The following is a 16,752-nucleotide window of genomic DNA, read 5'->3' on the forward strand; positions in this document are numbered from 1 at the left end:
AAATGTCGATCCGGCGGCGCTCACTCGGCCGCCTCCTGAAGTCCGCGCGCTGCAAGGTCCTGCAGCGAGCCCACCCCCATGCGGTGCGCTTCGAACAGGCTTTCGAGATGTTCGCGGTTGTTGATGAGACCCTTGGCGACGATCGTGCCGGCGTTATCGATCAACACCGCATGCGGCAGCTTTGACACCTGGTAGGCAAGGCCAAGCGGGGTGGAGAGCACCAGCGGATAAGCCTCCAGCCGTTCGCGCTTGATCATGGCCAGCTGTGCGGGCAAATCGCCATCGCTTGCCAGCACCACCCGCAAGGCACCGCGCTGCTCGCGCTCGATCGAGCGGATCAACGGCAACATCGCCTTGCACACCGGGCAGGTTGGCGAAAGGAAGAACAGCAGCGTCAAGGGCTGGGTGCTGGGGCCGCCCAGTCGAACCGGGCGTCCGTCAACGGCGGCGAGTTCGAACGTGGGGGCTGCATCGCCCACCGACGGCCCGCCCGGCATGACCAGCGCGCCGACCGGGCCAAGTCGTTCGTGCAGCATGCCCACCTGCCGCAACAGAGCGAACACGATGAGGCACAGCCCGATTACCAGAACCCAAAGCGCTATCAGCGCTGCAACAACGGCATTTGTCATGCTGTGAGCTCCCTCGTCGGAAGATTGAGCGCGGTCTCGCCCGCAGTGTGGATCAGCGCCAGCACGGCCAGTCCACCGATGAGAGTCAAGCCATCGAGCCACACGAGATCGCGCGCAGGTGTCGGCCACAATGCCGGCAGGGCCAGCGCGGCGAGCGCGAGATTGCGCACCACCATCCCGCGTCGCAAACCCGGTCCGCGCGCACCAAAGCCGAAGCAGCCGCAATCGATCGCGGTATTGCCCCGGGCAATGTTCAAGCCGATCGCGCCGGCATAGCCCAGCAGGATCGTCGCACAGGCGAGGGTGCCGAAACGGCCCGGCACCTGCGCAAGCGGGGTAGCAAGCGATGCAAGACCGGCCGCCAGTTCGGCAAAAGCCAGGACCGGGGCCACGGCAGGCGCCAGACCACGAGGCACGAGATCATATCCGGCGATCGAGCCGGCAAAGTGCCGCAGGTCCCGCAGCTTGTGTACCGCAGACATCACGAACAGCGCGCCAAGCCCGATGGCGCCGAGCCACAGGATGACCGGATCGCTCACTTCGCCGCTCCTGCAGCGGGCGCAGCGACGGGCGGAGCCTGCAGGACGGAAATGTCGTTGCCCAGTCCTTCGATCTTGCGCAGGACCGATGCATCCGCAGGCTTGCGCACGACGACCGTGCCGGAACCGAACAGCGCGGTGTAGAGCAGCGGATCGGCATCCTTGCTGATCTCTATCGCTGTGGCCGGCGTCTCGATCGGCAGGCGTGCAATGCGCTGCTGCCTGGCCACGTCGAACACCCAGATCTCGGTCCCGGGATGCTTGTGCGTGCCCGGACCGCCTTCATGCATCAGCACATAGAGCAGGCCGCTGGGAGCATGGAAGGCGTAGGGCTGCAGGCCGCCGGGGCGCCAGCCTTGTTCACCGGGGCCGGTCAGCCTCCACCGCGCGCCGGCAACCGGCGTGCCACTGGCGTTGTCAACTTCGGTCACCGCGCCCGCAAAGGTGATGAACAGCCAGCGAGAATTCCCCACGCGCACCGGCTTGTCGGTGGCGGGGTCATCGCGATCGAACAGGGGATCGGTGGTGGCACCAAGCGTGATCACCCCGCTTTCGTCCAGCGTGGCCGATTGCAGGCTGCCATCGGCGCACTGCATCATGAAGCTACGTGCCCCGGTCATGTGCGCCAGCGCGCATCCCGGCGTTTCGAATTCGCCAACCAGCTTCTTCGCCTGCGCATCGACCACGGTCATGGACTGCTCGGGCGTGAAATTGAAGATCAGCATGAACCGCCCGTCGTCGGTCAGCGGGATCGACGAAAGCAGCGGCAAGGCTTGCATCCGCTTGGGCGGTATCACCACCTCGGGTCCCGGCATGAGATCCTTCAGTGCAAACCAGGTGATCACGTCCGTCCGCTCGCCCCGGCTCCCTCGGGCAAAGAACGTGCCGGGCATGAGCAGGTTGGCGCCGTCAGGCGAAAACTGCACGCCCGCGTGCGAGTGGCCACCCGGCACCATGCCGAGATAGGTGCCCTTGTCGGCATCGACGATATACGCCCGACCATCGAGCAGGTGCGTGAAGACCACGTCGTTCACCACCAGCCAGTGTGCGGGCATGCGGTCTTTCAGTTCGACAACGGTCACGTCTTCGGCCGCCAGTTCGGGCACTTTCGGTGCGGCCGGCGCTTTCCTGGGGGCGGCGCAGACGGATGAGGTCATCACGAATGCCGCTCCAAGGCCCGCAGCCAGCATCCCGTTTCGTAGTGAACGCATCTTACCCTCGTGCTCCCCCGCAGCCTGAGCATTTCGCAACGGCAGCAAACTTGAGGAAATCGCTGTCCAATTCAATGCCATTGGCTTGCCGAAACCGGACAGTCGCTGCGTTGACGGAATAGCGCGAAACGCGATTGCCGGAATTGCGCGGGTTTTGGTGCCGTGCCCTTTGGTTCAGGATGATTGCGGCCTTTTCCGGCCCGGTGATTCCGGCGCGAAACGTATAGCACCCTGCGCGTAACGGATAGCGGCAAAGCGCGCGATGCTGTCCCAGAAGGGCAGGTCGCAGCGACGGCGGCCAGGAGATGCAGGAACCGCCATGGAACAGCAGCACGTCCTGTCGCAGGATCGTTACGGTGCGTTGAGCGAGGCGTGCGACATTGGCGCGGGCGCGCTGCGCGTGGCCATCAAGGACTGCCTCGACATCGCCGGCATGCCGACCGTTCAGGGCAGTGCCGTACTCCGCAATGCCGCGCCTGCGGCGCGCCATGCCGCCGTGGTGGCGCGCATTCTCGATGATCCGCGCTGGCGCATTGTCGGCAAGGCGCGGATGCACGAGTTCGCCTTCGGCGTGACCGGCGTGAACCCTGCCTGCGGCACCCCGGTGAATCCCGCGTGGCCGGACCGAATTCCCGGCGGCTCGTCAAGCGGCAGTGCCGTCGCGGTAGCCAGCGGGCTGGTCGATGTCGCCATCGGCACGGATACCGGCGGGTCGGTAAGAATGCCTGCCGCCTGTTGCGGCGTGATCGGCTTCAAGCCGACCTATGGCTTGGTTGACCGCACCGGCGCTTCCCCTGCCGCATCCTCGCTCGATTGCATCGGCGTCTTCGCGCGCGACATTGATACTGTCGAATTGATGATGGCCACGATCGCGCCCGGATTTGCGACCATGCCGCAGGCTATGCCAAGCCTTGGTGCTGTGCAGGCCGAAGCAGACCCCGCCGTCGCTGGCTCGGTTGGTGCAGCAATCGCAGCAATCGGCGGTGCTGCCACGGTCGCGCTGCCCTCGCTGCAGGACGCCTTCGTTGCCGGAATGACGATCATCGGTCGCGAAAGCTGGAATGCTCTGCACCCCTATGTCGATGACCCCGCGATGGGCGAGGACGTGCGTCAGCGGGTACGTGCGGGAGGTGCCGTCACCGACGCGCAACTGGCCGATGCCGAGGCTATACGCGCGCGCTTTGGCGCAGAGGTCGACGCCGCACTGGACCGGCACGAAGTGCTGGCTCTCCCCACGCTGCCGGTTGTGCCGCCGCTGCTTGCCGAGGCGAGCGATGCGCCCGCGCTGGTGCCACTGACCAGACTGGTGCGTCCGTTCAACCTGTCCGGCCACCCGGCCATCAGCCTGCCGCTGCGCGCCGGACATGGCCAGCCGGCGTCGCTGCAACTCGTCGGGCGGCGTGGTGAAGATGCAAGGCTCTGCGCGATTGCGCGCACTGTGGTTCAACGCCTTGAGGCCGCCGGCTTGTTCGCCGTGGCCTCCGGGCTCGATCGGGAGAATTGAGATGCACAGCGAGGATGCCGTGGCAGAGCGGCCCTGGGGCGCGCTGTTCGAAGGAGACCGTGCCGACGGCGCGATCTACCGTGACCCCGCCCTGTTCGATGCGGAGATGGACCGCATTTTCAAGAACACCTGGGTCTGGGTCGCCCATGACAGCGAACTGCCCGGCCCCAACACCTTCAAGACCGGCCACGTCGGTACCAGCCCGGTGCTGATAACCCGCGACAAGAAGGGCCAGGTCCACGTCCTGCTCAACCGCTGCCGCCATCGCGCCGCCAGCGTGTGCGAGAAGAAGAAGGGCAAGCAGTCGGTCTTCGTCTGCCCCTATCATGGCTGGTCCTATGACCCCGACGGGTCGCTGCGCAAGGTCCCCCATCGCTGGGGCTATGACGAGAATTTCGATCCGGCCGACTACCCGCTGTTCTCGCTGCGGGTAGAGCAGTACGCGGGCATGATCTTCGCCACGTTCAACGCCGACGCCCCGCCGCTGGAGGAGCATCTCGGCGCTGCGCGCAAGTGGATGGACCTGTTCATGAAGCAGGGTGGCGGCTTTGGCGTCAAGGTCCTTGGCCAGCACAGCTTCCGCTTCCCCGGCAACTGGAAGATCCAGCTCGAGAACACCACCGACGCCTATCACTTTCCCATCGTCCACAAGACCTTCCTCGACAGTCTCGACGAGGAAACCGAAAACGTCTTCGACGTGCTGGGGCAGGGCGGCTGGGTGGAAGACCTCGGCAACGGCCACTCGGTCATGGTGATGATTCCGTCGCTGATCGATCTCGAAGCCGATCTCGAAGCGCCGATCCCGGATCGTTTCGCCGATCTGGCAGCGGAACTGGCCGCCGAAGGGCACGATGACCTGACCGTGCGCCGCCTCGTCCGCGCCGTCGGAGGCACCGGCTTCAACCTCAACCTGTTCCCCAATGTCGCCTGCTCGATGGCCTTCTTCCGGGTGCTGCGCCCGGTCGACGTTGCGACCACCGAAATCACCCATGTCGCCATCGGCATGGACGGTGGCGAGAGCGTTGGCCCGGCCAACCGCGCCCGCATCCGCCTGCACGAGCATTTCCAGGGTCCGATGGGCTTCGGCACGCCGGATGATGCCGAAGGCTGGGAGCGCGTCCAGCGTGGCGTGCGTGCGGGCGAGGGTATGCCGATCCTCGTCAACCGTGGCGTTTCCGCGCCCGAAGGAACCGCCGAGCCCGGCCACGAGGCCGGCGATGTCAGCAGCGAGGTCGGCATGCGTGCCGCTTATCGCATGTGGAAGAGGATGATGGACGAATGAGCGCTGTGACTCTGGACCGCCCTGCGGTGACCCTTGCCGATCTCACCGCCTTCATCTGGGCCGAGGCCGATCTGCTTGACCGGCTCGCCTACAAGGACTGGCTCAAGCTGTGGTCGACCGATGGACTCTACATCGTCCCGGTCGAGCGCGGCGTGGCCGACCATGCCAATGCCGTCAACGTGCTCTATGACGATGCGGAGATGCGCGAGATGCGCGTCAAGCGGCTGCTCAGCGGCTTCTCGATGAGCAGCGCGCCGCCCGCACGCACCGTCCGTACGGTATCGCGCTTCGTCGAAACGGCGCGCAACGAAACCTCGGTCGATCTGCGCGCTGCACAGGTGATCGTCGAATACAAGTACGAGCGCCATCGCCTGCTCGCCGCCGATGTCGATTACCGCATCGAGCTTTCCGCCGAAGGCCTGAAGCTTGCGCGCAAGGTGGTGACGCTGATCAACTGCGACGATCCGCTGCACGGGATCGGCTATCTGCTGTAAGGTATCGAGGCCGGGAGCCACGCTCCCGGCCTTCGCGATGGGCCTCCTAGACCCGCCGACGCAGCGTTTCCGACGGCAGGCAGCCATATTGCTGGCGGTAATACTGGGCATAACGACCGAAGTTGACGATGCCGCATTCCAGCATCAGCTCGGTCACGCTGGTGTCACCGCAGGCATTCATCAACGCCGAATGGAGCCGTTCCAGCCGGTGTCGGCGCACGTACTCCAGCGGCGTCAGACCGAGGAAATCGCGGAAGCCGTTCTGCAGCGAGCGCACCGACACGCCCACTTGCGCCGCCAGCGCATTGATCGAGATGTTGTCGTCGAGCGACTGGTGGATGATCTCCCGCGCGCGGCGCACGTGGCGGGGCGAGATGTCGTTGCCGTGGAGCGCGATCTGTTCGGAATAGCTGTTGCAGTAATTGCCCAGCAGCACTTCGGCCAGGACCATCTCGTACTGCCGCTTCAGGCGGCGGCTGGCCATGATGCTGGGCCCGAGCCGCAATTGTTCGCTCAGGTGCTGGACCATGCCGCGCCACACCAGCGGCAGCTCGCGCGTGCCTGATTGCCCGGTGTAGAATTCCAGCGGGCGGTTGACCGGGATGTGCAGTTCGCGCGCAAGGTATTCGGTGCAGGTCGCCACGGGCAGCCGCACGGCGAGGTGCCGGCACTGCGGTGTCATCTGCACGCGCAGCGGCGTGCCGGGGGAGGACACCAGCATCTCGTCCCGCCGCAGCACGACCTTGCCGTGATTGGCCCACATCGTGGTCTCGCCATCGAGAGCAAGGTGGACAAGCACATGGCTGTCCCCCAGTTCGGCCGATACCGAAACGTCCGCGCCATATTGCAGGTCGACGATCTGGATGGAGCCGATCTCGGCGCTGTAGACCTTCGCGTCGAGCCGAGCGCTGGGGCTGCAATCAAAGCTGTGGCGCGAAAGCTGGCGGGTCAGCGCGTTGTGCACCACCTCGGCGTCATTCGAGCAAAGGCTCGACACGCCGGGCACATTGGCTTGGGCAAGGGATGCAAGCACGGCCATGCTCCGATCTTCTCGGCCTGCGGCGCCATGTCATCTCGCAGGCTCGCAGGTTCCGGTTTTCCGCAGATAGGACACACCTGATGCCCGGGGGAGTCAAGCGCCTTGCGGGTGTTCCTGCAGGCGATCGGCACCGCCATTCCGTTTCGGCACACCCTTTGCGCATATCGGATAGCGCCGCGGCCGCCTTGGCCCCTAGCCCGAAATGGTGGGCCTCGACGGGCCGGAATGCGGGAGTTCGGACAATGGCCAGTGAAGTTCTTGAAGCGACGGACGCGAATTCCGCGGCGCGGGCTTTCCTCGCTTCTGCCCCCGGCCTGTGGATCGCCGGGCTGGATGTGCCCGCAGCGACGGGTGCACGCCGCGATGTGGTCGATCCGTCAACCGCCCAGGTCGTATGCTCGGTGGCCGAAGGATCTGCCGATGATGTCGATCGCGCCGTCCGGGCAGCGCGCGCCGCTTTCGAGGCGCCCGAATGGCGCCGCATGAAGCCGCTCGCGCGCGAGCGGCTGCTCCATCGCCTTGCCGATCTGATCGAGCGGGATGCCGATATCCTGGCGCTGATCGAAGCCACCGACACCGGCAAGATCTTCCCGGCCGCCCGCCATGGCGACGTGGTCATCGCGCTGGATTCGCTGCGCTATACCGCAGGCTGGACCACCAGGATCGAGGGCACCACGATCAGCCCCTCGTTCTCCTACATTCCCGACGTCACCTTCTCGTCACGCACCGTCCGCGAGCCGGTCGGCGTCGTCGGGCAGATCATCCCGTGGAATTTCCCGCTGGTCATGGCGATCTGGAAGATTGCCCCGGCACTGGCAGCAGGCTGCACCGTGGTGCTCAAGCCTGCCGAGGACACGCCGCTCACTGCGCTCTACCTTGCGCGGCTCGCGGCTGAAGCAGGCATTCCGGCAGGCGTGCTCAACGTCGTTACCGGCGGGCGCGAAGTGGGCATGGCATTGGTCGAGCATCCCGATGTCGACAAGATCGCGTTTACCGGATCGACCGCCGCAGGACAGGACATCCAGCGCCGCGCCGCCGCCACGATGAAGCGCCTCAGCCTCGAACTCGGCGGCAAGAGCCCGGTCGTCGTCCTGCCCGATTGCCCGGTGCCGATGGCGGTAGAGGGCGCGGCGGGCGCGATCTTCTTCAACCATGGGCAAGTCTGCACCGCCGGTTCGCGTCTGCTGGTCCACCGCAGCATCTATGCCGAAGTCGTGGAAGGCCTGGCTGCTGCGGCAAATGCCATGACGCTCGGCGCTCCCGCAGATCCGCTGGCGCAGATGGGGCCGCTGATTTCCGCCCGGCAGCGTGACCGGGTCAATCGCTATGTCGAAGGTGCGCTCGCCCAGGGCGCCCGCCTCGCCGCGGGCGGTTTCGCGCCCGAGGGTGAAGGCTTCTTCTATCGTCCCACGGTGCTGGCCGATGCCACGCCGGAAATGACGATCTTCCGCGAGGAAGTCTTCGGTCCCGTCGTGATCGCGCTGCCTTTCGACACCGAGGAGGAGGCGCTGCGCCTTGCCAACGACACCTGCTTCGGCCTTGGCGCCAGCGTCTGGACCGGCGATCTTCACGCCGCCAACCGCTTTGCCGCCGGCCTGAAAGCGGGCAACGTCTGGGTCAACGCGCACAACATCCTCGATCCGGCCGTACCCTTCGGCGGCTGGAAGATGTCGGGCTATGGCCACGAACTCGGCAACAGCGCGATTACGCTCTACACCGAGGTCAAGGCCATCACCATGCCGCTGCTTTAGGTCTGGTTGCTGCGCGATCTGCATAGCGCCTGCGCAGGCTCCGGGGCCAGATGGGTCAGATGATGAGGGAGGACCCGATGGCTACTGCACCGCTTGAGCAGACTCGCCCGGACGATCAGTTCGCAGACCCGATGGAGCAGCTGCTCGCCGCCTGCCGCGCCCGTCGCGCCGAATTCGGCGAACGCCAGCAGATCAGCGCCGATGTGGTCGAGCTGATGAAGCGTGCCGGCGTCTATCGCGCTTGCGTGGCGAAATCGCTCGGCGGCGACGAAGTTTCTCCCGCCACCTTCCTGCGCATGATCGAACGCATTGCCCAGGCCGATGGTTCGGCAGGCTGGGTGGCCAGTTTCGGCGTCTCGGCAACCTATCTCGGCTCCCTGCCACTGGCCTCCTTGCAGGAAATGTATGCCAACGGCCCCGATGTGGTGTTCTCGGGCATGATCTTCCCGCCGCAACCGGCAACTCCGGTCGGTAATGCCCTTGAAGTCAGCGGGCGCTGGTCCTGGGGCAGCGGCAGCACCGGAGCGGACTACATCGGTGTCGGCATCAAGGTGGAGGGCGATCCGTCAACCGGCGGTCTGCCGCTCGTCGCGGTGATGCCTGCGCACAAGGCGCAGATCGTGCGCAACTGGAACGTCATCGGCCTGAAGGGCACCGGCAGTCATGATGTCGTGGCCGACAAGGTTCTCGTGCCCCGCGAATGGACCTTCGTGCGCGGCAGCAAGTCGAACCTCGATGGCGCCCTCTTCCGCTATCCCGCGATGGCGCTGGCGGCGCAGGTCCTTGCCGTGGTCGCACTCGGCGTCGGCCGCGCTGCGATCGAGGAGCTCATGGACTACGCGCTGGGCCGTACCTCGATCACCGGGGCACCGACGCTGGCCAATCGCCCCAACGTGCAGACCGATCTCGCCCGTGCCGAAGCCACGCTCCGCTCGGCCCGCGCCTTCTTCTATGAAACGACCGAGGAAGCCTTCGCCGCGCTCGAACGCGGGGACGAACTTACGCCGAAGCAGGTCGCGCTGCTCCGCCTCGGCGCGAGCCACGCCGCCCGCGCCGGGTCGGACGTGGCCAGCGCAGTCTATCGCATGAGCGGGACGACCGGGATTTTCGAGGGACATCCGGTTGCGCACTACATGCACGATGCGATGATCGTGCCGCAGCACGCCTTCCTTGCCGATGGGACGTTCGAAAGCGCGGGCAAGGTATTCTTCGGGCTGACCCCGCCCCCCGGCTTCCCCTGATCTGCAAGAAAGAGCTGCCATGACCGATACCACCCGACGCCCCTTGCGCGTGCTCCTGTGCGGGGCAGTGCTGCAGAACTTCTTCGACCTGCCCTCCACCGAGATCGGCAAGGTCTGGCAGGCGACCGGCCAGCTGTTGCGCGGCATTCGCGATCTTCCCGGCGTGACCATCCTCGGCACGATCGATGACGACGAGACGATGGTCGGCACCTCGCCGACAGGCTGGCCCTGGACGTTCTACATCCTCGCCGACATGCCCGATCGCGATACCGTCGTTGCCGCCTGCAACCTGCTGCGCACGATCGAGATCGATGGCTATCGCCTGTGGCGCTACATGCGTTTCGAAGCGCGCATCGGCCGCGAACTCGTCATCCCGGAGCTTTGAGGGATGGCCGCTGACAGCGTCCTGATCACCGGTGGTGCCCGCGGCCTTGGCGAAGCGCTGGTACGCGCCTTTCACGCCGCAGGCTGGCGCGTGGGAGTGTCAGACGTCGATGGCGATGCCGCACGGGCCCTGGCGCAAAGCCTTGACCCATCGGGCGAAACCGCCTTCGGTCTGGGACTTGACGTGCGCCACGCTGCCCAGTTCGAGGCCGCGCGCGATGCGCTGCTGGAGCGGTGGGGCAGCGTCGAGGCGCTCGTCAACAACGCCGTCGTCACCAGGGCGCGCCCGGTGCTTGAGATAGATCCGGACGAATTCTCTGCCGTGGTCGAAGTCAATCTGCGCGGCACCTTCGTCGGTTGCCAGGTGTTCGGACGCCTGTTCAAGGCAGCCGGCTATGGCCGCATCGTCAACATCGCCTCGCTCGCGGGGCAGAATGGCGGCACCGCCACCGGCGCCCATTATGCTGCGTCGAAGGGCGGGATCATCACCTTGACCAAGGTCTTTGCCCGCGATCTCGGGCCATCTGGCGTGGCGGTGACGGCGATTGCGCCGGGGCCGCTCGATTCCCCTGCCGTACACGAGCTCGTGCCGCCTGCGCAGCTTGCCGCGTTGGTCGATACCATCCCGGTGCGCCAGCTCGGGGATACCGCATTCATCGCCCGTACCGCCGTGCATCTCGCCGGCCGGGACGCGGCCTTTGCCAATGGAGCTGTCTGGGATGCAAACGGTGGCCTCTTCATGCGCTGACCCGACGCCACCGTCGCCAAGCTTCCGCGATGCCATGGCATCGCTGGGGGCGGCGGTCAGCGTCATAACCACCGATGGGCCGGCCGGTCGTCACGGGATGACTGCTACGGCGGTCTGCTCGTTGTCTGACAGCCCTCCGTCACTGCTCGTCTGCGTCAACCGCAATTCGCGCATGCACGATGTGCTGGCGCAGAACGGCGTCTTTGCGGTCAACGTGCTGGCGGCGGGCCAGGAGGATCTCTCGCGTCTGTTCTCGAACGCCGATCTGCCGATGGCGCAGCGCTTCGCCTCGGCCGGCGATCTCGTGCGCACCGCGCTCGACGTTCCCGGCCTTGGCGCTGCGCAACTGACGCTCGCCTGCGCCGTCACCATGACGATCGAGGCCTCTACCCACAGCGTCGTGATGGGCGAGGTGCGCGAGATCCTGAAGGGCAGGGGCGAGGGCGGGCTGGTCTATTTCGATCGCCGCTATCACGCGCTGGTCTGAGCCTTCTCCAGCTAAAACAGAAAGAGGCGCCGGGTTTGCCACCCGGCGCCTCTTTCTTTGCATTGAAACTGATCAGGTCATTGCGCGGAATAGACTTCCTTCCCGCCTACGATGGTGCGCAGGACCCGGGTCTGGTGGATCTGTGCCGGCGGCACGGCAAAGATGTCGCGGTCGATCACGATGAAGTCAGCCTCCTTGCCAGCCTCGATCGAGCCGGTACGATGCCAGATGCCGAGCTGCTTTGCCGCGCTCGACGTCAGCATCGTCACGGCATCGCCCACCGAAACCCGCTGGCCGGGCGAAAGCACGTCGGCCGAACCGCCCGGCGCCTGCCGCGTTACCAGCGTCTCGATCGCCACCCACGGCGACATCGAGGGAATCACCGGCCAGTCCGATCCCATCACCACCCGCGCCCCGGCGCTCAGCGCATCGCGCACCGGCGTGAAACGCTCCATGCGCTTCGCGCCGACACTCCTGATCACGTCGCGGACCGGAGGGCTGGGGAACCACAGGTAGGGTGAAAACTCGTAAGTCGCCCCCAGCTGCGCGGCACGGGCGACATCTTCGGCGGCGATGAAGTTGGCGTGGGCAATCTCGTGATGCGGACCATCGGGGCCGTTGCTCCGGCGCGCGGCGGCAATGCCATCGAGCGCTGCCCGCACCGATGCATCGCCTGCCGCATGGAGCTTCACGGTCAAGCCCGCCGCGTCATAGCGGGTGATCTTCGTAATGATCGAAGGTGCATCGATGATCAGCGAGCCCTTCTGGCGGTCCGGCCCAAGGGTGTGGTCGGCATCGGCATACGGCTCGAGCATTGCCGCCGTATGGGCATCAGTCGGCACGCCATCGAGGATCATCTTCACGCAGCCAAGGTCGAGCCGGGGCCGCGCATAGACCTGTCGCCGCGCGATCAGGTCCTGGTCGTTGTCCCACATGCAGGTCCGCACGTACTGCACCAGCCTGCCTTGGTCGGCCAGCGCGGCATAAACCCTGGCATTGGCCGAAGCCATCAGCGCTTCTTCATAGGCGGTGATGCCCTGCGCCAGCATGTCGTGGGTCGCACGGTCGAGCGCGGCAATCCGCTCTTCCTCGCTCGGCGCGGGAACCTTGTTGAGGAGGGCTATCGCCGCCGTTTCGCGCAGGACGCCGGTCGGATTCCCCTTGGCATCGCGTTCGATAACGCCGCCTGCCGGGTTGGGTGTATCGCGCGTGATTCCAGCCGCCTTGAGCGCTGCGGAATTCACCCACACGCTGTGCAGGCTGATATCGTGCAGCACCACCGGGTTCGCCGGTGCCACCGCATCGAGCAGCTTCGCGGTCGGCTTTGCCTTGCCCAGCGACGATCCATCCCACTGTCCGCCCTCGATCCAGGCTCCGGGCTTTGCTTTGGCCGCGCAAGCCTTCACCGTGGCGATGGCCGTTGCCATGGGGGCGCCTTGCGGGAAGCGGCAATTTGCCGCCTGCAAGCCGGCATCGACGGCATGAACATGCATGTCGATCAGGCCCGGAAGAACCGTGCGCCCCTCCAGATCGATCACTTTCGTCTGCGCCGTGCGGTGCTTCGCCACGTCCGCATCGCTGCCGGTGCCGACGATCGCATTGCCGGCCACGGCAATGGCCTGCTGCCATCCGCCCGGCGTGGAAACATGGCCATTCACATAGATCACGTCGGCCGGCACCGGCGGCTGACTTCCCACTGCATCCATGAACTGTGCCGACGAGGGTACGGCCATCGCCAGCAGCGCGCTGGCCAGGAGGGTGAAGCGAAGCGATCTGTTCATGGAAAGGTATCTCATCTTGCCGGAAAGGGTGCGGCCACCCCCGGTTCCGGGAGTGGCCGCAGTCAATCAGAAGCGGGTGCTGATTTCCACGCCATAAGTGCGGGGCACGGCCCAACGGTCCATGCGCTGGTCGAACGGCGCAAGGTAGAACGAGAAGTCGCGATAGCGCTTGTCGAACAGGTTGCGGCCGAACACCGCAACGGTCACCTTGTCCTCGGCGAAGGTATAGCCGACCCGGCCATTGACCAGAACATAGCCAGGCAGGCGTCCGTCCGGGACGTTGCTCGCCTCGTAGAACACGCTGCTGCGGTATGACAGGTCCGACCGCAGCGCGAGCGAACCGTCGCCCACGGGCAGGGTCAGCTGGCCACCTGCACTCAGCGAAAGCTTGGGCACGAAGGGCAGGCGCTTGCCGGCGCAGTTCAGGCCCGGACCGCAGCCGGGAAAATTGTCATATGTCGCATCGGTATAGCCTGCGCCGAAGTTGAGCTCCAGTTCGCGCACCGGCTTGGCGGTCACTTCCAGTTCGAAGCCCTTGATCTTTGCCGCAGCGGCATTGCGGATCTGGAAGGCGGCACCGATCAGCGCCGAGACCTGCAGGTCCTTGTAATCGGTGTAGAACGCGGCAGCATTGACGCGCAGCTTGCGATCCAGCAGATCGGCCTTGAACCCGGCTTCGTAGCTCCACGCGTTTTCCGGACCGAAGCTGATCTGCGTGTCACCAACGATGTCGGGGTTGTAGCCACCGCTCTTGAAGCCGCGCGCGACGCTGGCATAGACGCGGGCAGTGTCGGCGAACTGCCAGGTGACGCTGAGGTTGCCCGAAAGGTCCCTGTCTTCGCGATCCAGCTTTGCCGTCAGGTTCGGCAGCGGCACGAACGAGGTGTTGGTCTGCACGAAATCGAGATCACGCGTCTCGATATTGTAGCGCAGGCCGCCGCTGATCGTCACGCTCTCGGTCGGGCGCCAGTTGGCGTTGACGAACGCGGCATAGGCGTTGGTCTTCAGCGTCGAGATGCTGGAAATCGAGCCGAAGAACGCACCCGGTCCCGGAGGGCCGAGCGCGACGGTCGAGCGGTCGGCATCGGCATCCTGATAGAGGTAGTAGAGCCCGACGAGGTAATCGAACGTGCCCCCGGCAGGCGAAGCAAGGCGCAGTTCCTGGGTGAATTGGCGTGCACCGTCCCTGAAGTCCGAAGTCGAAAGCGGAATCGGCCGCCCGTCGTTGTCGACGATCAGGCGCGAGGTGTTGTCGCCATAGGCGGTGATCGACGTGACGGTGTAGTCGCCGACGCGCCAGTCGATGTTGAGGTTGGCCGTCCAGATTTCGCGATCCTGCTGGTTCCGGCCGTCCTGGGCCACGGTATAGGGATCGGCAAAGAAGCCCGGCAGCCCGGCCAGCCCGCCAACCGTGTTGTCGGCAATCTGGCCCAGCAGCAGGCGGTCGGATTGCTTGAGCCAGCTGCCGCCCAGGGCCACGTCGAGGTCGGCGGTCGGCTTCCACAACAGACCGCCGCGAAGCGACTTGCGATCCAGGTTGTTGAGCTTCTCGTCGGACAGCACGTTGCGGATGTAGCCGTCGCGCGTGGCGATCGACCCGGCGATCTTGAACGCCAGCTTGCCCGGCGCCAGCGGTCCGGTCAGGTATACGCTTCCCTCGGCCTGATCGAGATTGCCATAGGCAGCGCGGCCTTCCACATGGAAAGCCTCAAGGTCGGGCTTGCGCGTGGTGATGTTGATGGCCCCTGCCGTCGTGTTGCGGCCGAACAGGGTGCCCTGCGGCCCGCGCAGCACCTCCAGCGTGGCGATGTCGGGCAGCTCCTGGTCGAACGAGTTGGGGCGCACGCCAAGCACGCCGTCAACGTAGACCCCAAGCCCGCTGTCAAAACCGATGTTGCGGGTCTGCGAAACGATGCCGCGAATGCCCAGCGCGCCCAGCACTGCACCGCCACCGTCCTGCGACAGGTTCGGCACGGCGTTGACCAGGTCGCTGACGCGGGCGATGCCGCGATCCTGCAGGCCCTCGCCGGTCAGTGCCGTGATCGAGATCGGCACGGTCTGGACGTTCTCGGCTCGCTTGCGGGCGACGACCGTGATCGTCTCGATGACCGTGTCGTCCTGAGCTTCCTGCGCCAGGGCAGGCACAGCCGTGACGGCGGCGATGCAGGTCGCACTCATCAATGCGCGTTGAAAACAGGATTTCCTCATCTGATTGCCCCCGGATTCTTTTGACCGGCGAACAATGCGAAGGCTCCCGCAATCGGGCATCCCCCATTTGCGGGATGCGGGGGCCACGCACTTGTACAGAATTCGCGCGGATCTATCCGGAATCGGCAGAAAACCGGATGGAAAACCGGATCGCGCATTTGAGGCCGCAACGATAACCCGGCAGTCTGACGACATTCGCAAGAATGCCCGCGAGTCAGATTCGAGGAAAGTCGCCATGATCGAAGCCGAACTGCTGGCCAACTTCTACGGGGCTGCGATCGATCGCGCGCGGCTGACCGCCGCGCTGGACGGAGTCCGGCAGCGCGCAAATGCAGTGTCGGCAACGTTCCACATTTTCGAGCGCACCCCCGACCGGCTGCGCCACCGTGGGCAGTCGTCCTGCTCGAACACGCCGATCGGTGCCGACGAGATGGCGTTGCTGGATGAACTCAACCCGCGCACCGTGGCGCTCTGCAACCCCGCATGCTCCGCCCCCAGCGTGCTCGAGGACCACTTCCTGCCGGACAGTTTCCAGCCCGAGGTGCGTCGCTGGCAGGAGCAGCTCCGGGCGTTCGGCATGGGGCGCTTCCTCGCCGCCCGGATCACGCTTGACAGTGCGCACGAGGTCGGCGTGGCGGTCCATGGCCACGTTGCGGGCGACCCGCTTGATCCCGGCACCAGCGAGTTTCTCGTCAACCTCATGCCGCATGTGCGCGAAGCAGTCGGTCATGCGGTGCTGGTCGAGGCGCAGCGGCAGAGCCAGTTGCATATGTCCCATGCCCTGGATCACTTGTGTCATGCCGTACTGACTTGCGATGCGACCGGACGGATCACCTCGATCAACGCCAGCGCCGCCCGGCTGCTCGGCCAGGCGTGCGGCACGCCGTCGATGGCAGGCTTGCGCGTGGGCGATCATGTGCCGCGATCCCTGCTGGCGCGGGTGAAAGGCGGGGAGCGTGTCCTGCGCTGGCAGGGCAGCAGTCAGCTCCTGCAGGTCTGCGCCATGCCTCTTGGTCCCGGGGCAAGTGCAGATGCCCTCTCGGCGGCGATTGATCGGTCGCACGTGCAACTGCGCAGCGTGTCCGGTACTGCCTGGGTCATTGCGCTTGCCGATGTCGAGGAGGCTCCGTCAGTCGAAGCTGGAGACCTCGCGCGCAGTTTCGATATCACGCATGCAGAGGCCCTGCTGCTCCGCCATCTGGCCTGTGGCGGCGACATCGGCGATTTCGCCGCCACGCGCGGCGTGTCGATCCACACGGCGCGCTCCCAGTTGAAGGCGCTGATGGCCAAGACGGGGGCGTCGCGGCAGGCCGACCTTGTCCGGATGGCGCTGGCTACGCCGGCGGCGAGATTCTCCGAGGGCTTGGCGTAATGTCCGCATGGAACCGCAGGTTTTGACCGCGGAAGGTCATCGAACCGGCGTGCGATGCACAAGTATCTGTAATATATAGGAA

Annotated in this window: 15 protein-coding genes; 9 read left to right on the top strand and 6 right to left on the bottom strand. The window is 65.6% G+C overall.

Annotation, left to right across the window (positions count from 1 at the left end; translation table 11 throughout):
* Positions 1 to 20 precede the first annotated feature (20 nt).
* Genes mauD through I2488_RS01160 form a run of 3 tightly spaced genes read right to left on the bottom strand, consistent with a single transcriptional unit; the run spans position 21 to position 2,379 of the window.
* On the bottom strand, positions 21 to 629 hold the full coding sequence (gene mauD, locus I2488_RS01150; protein WP_196273973.1) for a methylamine dehydrogenase accessory protein MauD: 609 nt from the start codon (positions 627 to 629) through the stop codon (positions 21 to 23).
* Positions 626 to 1,168 carry a MauE/DoxX family redox-associated membrane protein gene (locus I2488_RS01155; protein WP_196273974.1) on the bottom strand — a complete coding sequence of 181 codons (543 nt, stop codon included), beginning with the start codon at positions 1,166 to 1,168 and terminating at the stop codon, positions 626 to 628. The genes mauD and I2488_RS01155 overlap by 4 nt, the downstream gene beginning before the upstream one ends.
* Positions 1,165 to 2,379 (bottom strand): amine dehydrogenase large subunit, encoded by a 1,215-nt coding sequence (locus tag I2488_RS01160; RefSeq protein ID WP_196273975.1) that lies wholly within the window; start codon positions 2,377 to 2,379, stop codon positions 1,165 to 1,167. The genes I2488_RS01155 and I2488_RS01160 overlap by 4 nt, the downstream gene beginning before the upstream one ends.
* Positions 2,380 to 2,698: 319 nt before the next feature.
* On the opposite strand from I2488_RS01160, the gene I2488_RS01165 reads away from it, so the two are divergent.
* Genes I2488_RS01165 through I2488_RS01175 form a run of 3 tightly spaced genes read left to right on the top strand, consistent with a single transcriptional unit; the run spans position 2,699 to position 5,659 of the window.
* Positions 2,699 to 3,883, top strand: coding sequence for an amidase (locus tag I2488_RS01165; protein ID WP_196273976.1), 1,185 nt, complete (start codon positions 2,699 to 2,701; stop codon positions 3,881 to 3,883).
* 1 nt (position 3,884) lies between these two features.
* A complete protein-coding gene (locus I2488_RS01170; protein ID WP_196273977.1) occupies positions 3,885 to 5,165 on the top strand; it encodes an aromatic ring-hydroxylating oxygenase subunit alpha in 1,281 nt (426 codons plus the stop codon).
* The gene (locus tag I2488_RS01175; RefSeq protein ID WP_196273978.1) at positions 5,162 to 5,659 is read left to right on the top strand and encodes an aromatic-ring-hydroxylating dioxygenase subunit beta; all 498 of its coding nucleotides are present in this window, start codon (positions 5,162 to 5,164) and stop codon (positions 5,657 to 5,659) included. Before I2488_RS01170 ends, I2488_RS01175 begins: the two co-directional genes overlap by 4 nt.
* A gap of 46 nt (positions 5,660 to 5,705) precedes the next feature.
* On the opposite strand, the gene I2488_RS01180 is transcribed toward I2488_RS01175, so the two are convergent.
* Positions 5,706 to 6,698 (bottom strand): AraC family transcriptional regulator, encoded by a 993-nt coding sequence (locus I2488_RS01180; RefSeq protein WP_214652138.1) that lies wholly within the window; start codon positions 6,696 to 6,698, stop codon positions 5,706 to 5,708.
* A 242-nt stretch (positions 6,699 to 6,940) separates the two neighbouring features.
* On the opposite strand from I2488_RS01180, the gene I2488_RS01185 reads away from it, so the two are divergent.
* From I2488_RS01185 to I2488_RS01205, 5 genes are all read left to right on the top strand, one after another.
* Complete coding sequence (locus tag I2488_RS01185) at positions 6,941 to 8,449, top strand: aldehyde dehydrogenase family protein (protein ID WP_196273979.1); 1,509 nt, start codon at positions 6,941 to 6,943, stop codon at positions 8,447 to 8,449.
* A gap of 77 nt (positions 8,450 to 8,526) precedes the next feature.
* The gene (locus tag I2488_RS01190) at positions 8,527 to 9,690 is read left to right on the top strand and encodes an acyl-CoA dehydrogenase family protein (RefSeq protein ID WP_196273980.1); all 1,164 of its coding nucleotides are present in this window, start codon (positions 8,527 to 8,529) and stop codon (positions 9,688 to 9,690) included.
* A gap of 19 nt (positions 9,691 to 9,709) precedes the next feature.
* Positions 9,710 to 10,075: a hypothetical protein gene (locus tag I2488_RS01195; protein ID WP_196273981.1), complete on the top strand. Its 366-nt coding sequence runs from the start codon at positions 9,710 to 9,712 to the stop codon at positions 10,073 to 10,075.
* Positions 10,076 to 10,078: 3 nt separating this feature from the next.
* On the top strand, positions 10,079 to 10,822 hold the full coding sequence (locus I2488_RS01200; RefSeq protein ID WP_196273982.1) for an SDR family NAD(P)-dependent oxidoreductase: 744 nt from the start codon (positions 10,079 to 10,081) through the stop codon (positions 10,820 to 10,822).
* Positions 10,794 to 11,309 carry a flavin reductase family protein gene (locus I2488_RS01205; protein ID WP_196273983.1) on the top strand — a complete coding sequence of 172 codons (516 nt, stop codon included), beginning with the start codon at positions 10,794 to 10,796 and terminating at the stop codon, positions 11,307 to 11,309. Before I2488_RS01200 ends, I2488_RS01205 begins: the two co-directional genes overlap by 29 nt.
* A 77-nt stretch (positions 11,310 to 11,386) precedes the next feature.
* Here I2488_RS01205 and I2488_RS01210 read toward each other — a convergent pair whose 3' ends face one another.
* Both I2488_RS01210 and I2488_RS01215 read right to left on the bottom strand, forming a co-directional pair.
* Positions 11,387 to 13,090 (bottom strand): amidohydrolase, encoded by a 1,704-nt coding sequence (locus tag I2488_RS01210; protein ID WP_196273984.1) that lies wholly within the window; start codon positions 13,088 to 13,090, stop codon positions 11,387 to 11,389.
* 66 nt (positions 13,091 to 13,156) lie between these two features.
* The gene (locus I2488_RS01215) at positions 13,157 to 15,268 is read right to left on the bottom strand and encodes a TonB-dependent receptor (RefSeq protein ID WP_196273985.1); all 2,112 of its coding nucleotides are present in this window, start codon (positions 15,266 to 15,268) and stop codon (positions 13,157 to 13,159) included.
* Between the two features lie 265 nt (positions 15,269 to 15,533).
* Here I2488_RS01215 and I2488_RS01220 point away from each other — a divergent pair, with 265 nt between their 5' ends.
* On the top strand, positions 15,534 to 16,670 hold the full coding sequence (locus I2488_RS01220; RefSeq protein WP_196273986.1) for a helix-turn-helix transcriptional regulator: 1,137 nt from the start codon (positions 15,534 to 15,536) through the stop codon (positions 16,668 to 16,670).
* Positions 16,671 to 16,752: the final 82 nt, after the last annotated feature.

It is taken from the genome of Novosphingobium jiangmenense (assembly GCF_015694345.1).
Taxonomy (GTDB): Bacteria; Pseudomonadota; Alphaproteobacteria; order Sphingomonadales; family Sphingomonadaceae; genus Novosphingobium; species Novosphingobium jiangmenense.

Coding starts and splice junctions, on each gene's coding strand:
- mauD (WP_196273973.1), bottom strand. CDS start 629: ATGACAAATGCCGTTGTTGCAGCGCTGATAGCGCTTTGGGTTCTGGTA.
- I2488_RS01160 (WP_196273975.1), bottom strand. CDS start 2,379: ATGCGTTCACTACGAAACGGGATGCTGGCTGCGGGCCTTGGAGCGGCA.
- I2488_RS01165 (WP_196273976.1), top strand. CDS start 2,699: ATGGAACAGCAGCACGTCCTGTCGCAGGATCGTTACGGTGCGTTGAGC.
- I2488_RS01170 (WP_196273977.1), top strand. CDS start 3,885: ATGCACAGCGAGGATGCCGTGGCAGAGCGGCCCTGGGGCGCGCTGTTC.
- I2488_RS01175 (WP_196273978.1), top strand. CDS start 5,162: ATGAGCGCTGTGACTCTGGACCGCCCTGCGGTGACCCTTGCCGATCTC.
- I2488_RS01180 (WP_214652138.1), bottom strand. CDS start 6,698: ATGGCCGTGCTTGCATCCCTTGCCCAAGCCAATGTGCCCGGCGTGTCG.
- I2488_RS01185 (WP_196273979.1), top strand. CDS start 6,941: ATGGCCAGTGAAGTTCTTGAAGCGACGGACGCGAATTCCGCGGCGCGG.
- I2488_RS01190 (WP_196273980.1), top strand. CDS start 8,527: ATGGCTACTGCACCGCTTGAGCAGACTCGCCCGGACGATCAGTTCGCA.
- I2488_RS01195 (WP_196273981.1), top strand. CDS start 9,710: ATGACCGATACCACCCGACGCCCCTTGCGCGTGCTCCTGTGCGGGGCA.
- I2488_RS01200 (WP_196273982.1), top strand. CDS start 10,079: ATGGCCGCTGACAGCGTCCTGATCACCGGTGGTGCCCGCGGCCTTGGC.
- I2488_RS01205 (WP_196273983.1), top strand. CDS start 10,794: ATGCAAACGGTGGCCTCTTCATGCGCTGACCCGACGCCACCGTCGCCA.
- I2488_RS01210 (WP_196273984.1), bottom strand. CDS start 13,090: ATGAACAGATCGCTTCGCTTCACCCTCCTGGCCAGCGCGCTGCTGGCG.
- I2488_RS01215 (WP_196273985.1), bottom strand. CDS start 15,268: ATGAGTGCGACCTGCATCGCCGCCGTCACGGCTGTGCCTGCCCTGGCG.
- I2488_RS01220 (WP_196273986.1), top strand. CDS start 15,534: ATGATCGAAGCCGAACTGCTGGCCAACTTCTACGGGGCTGCGATCGAT.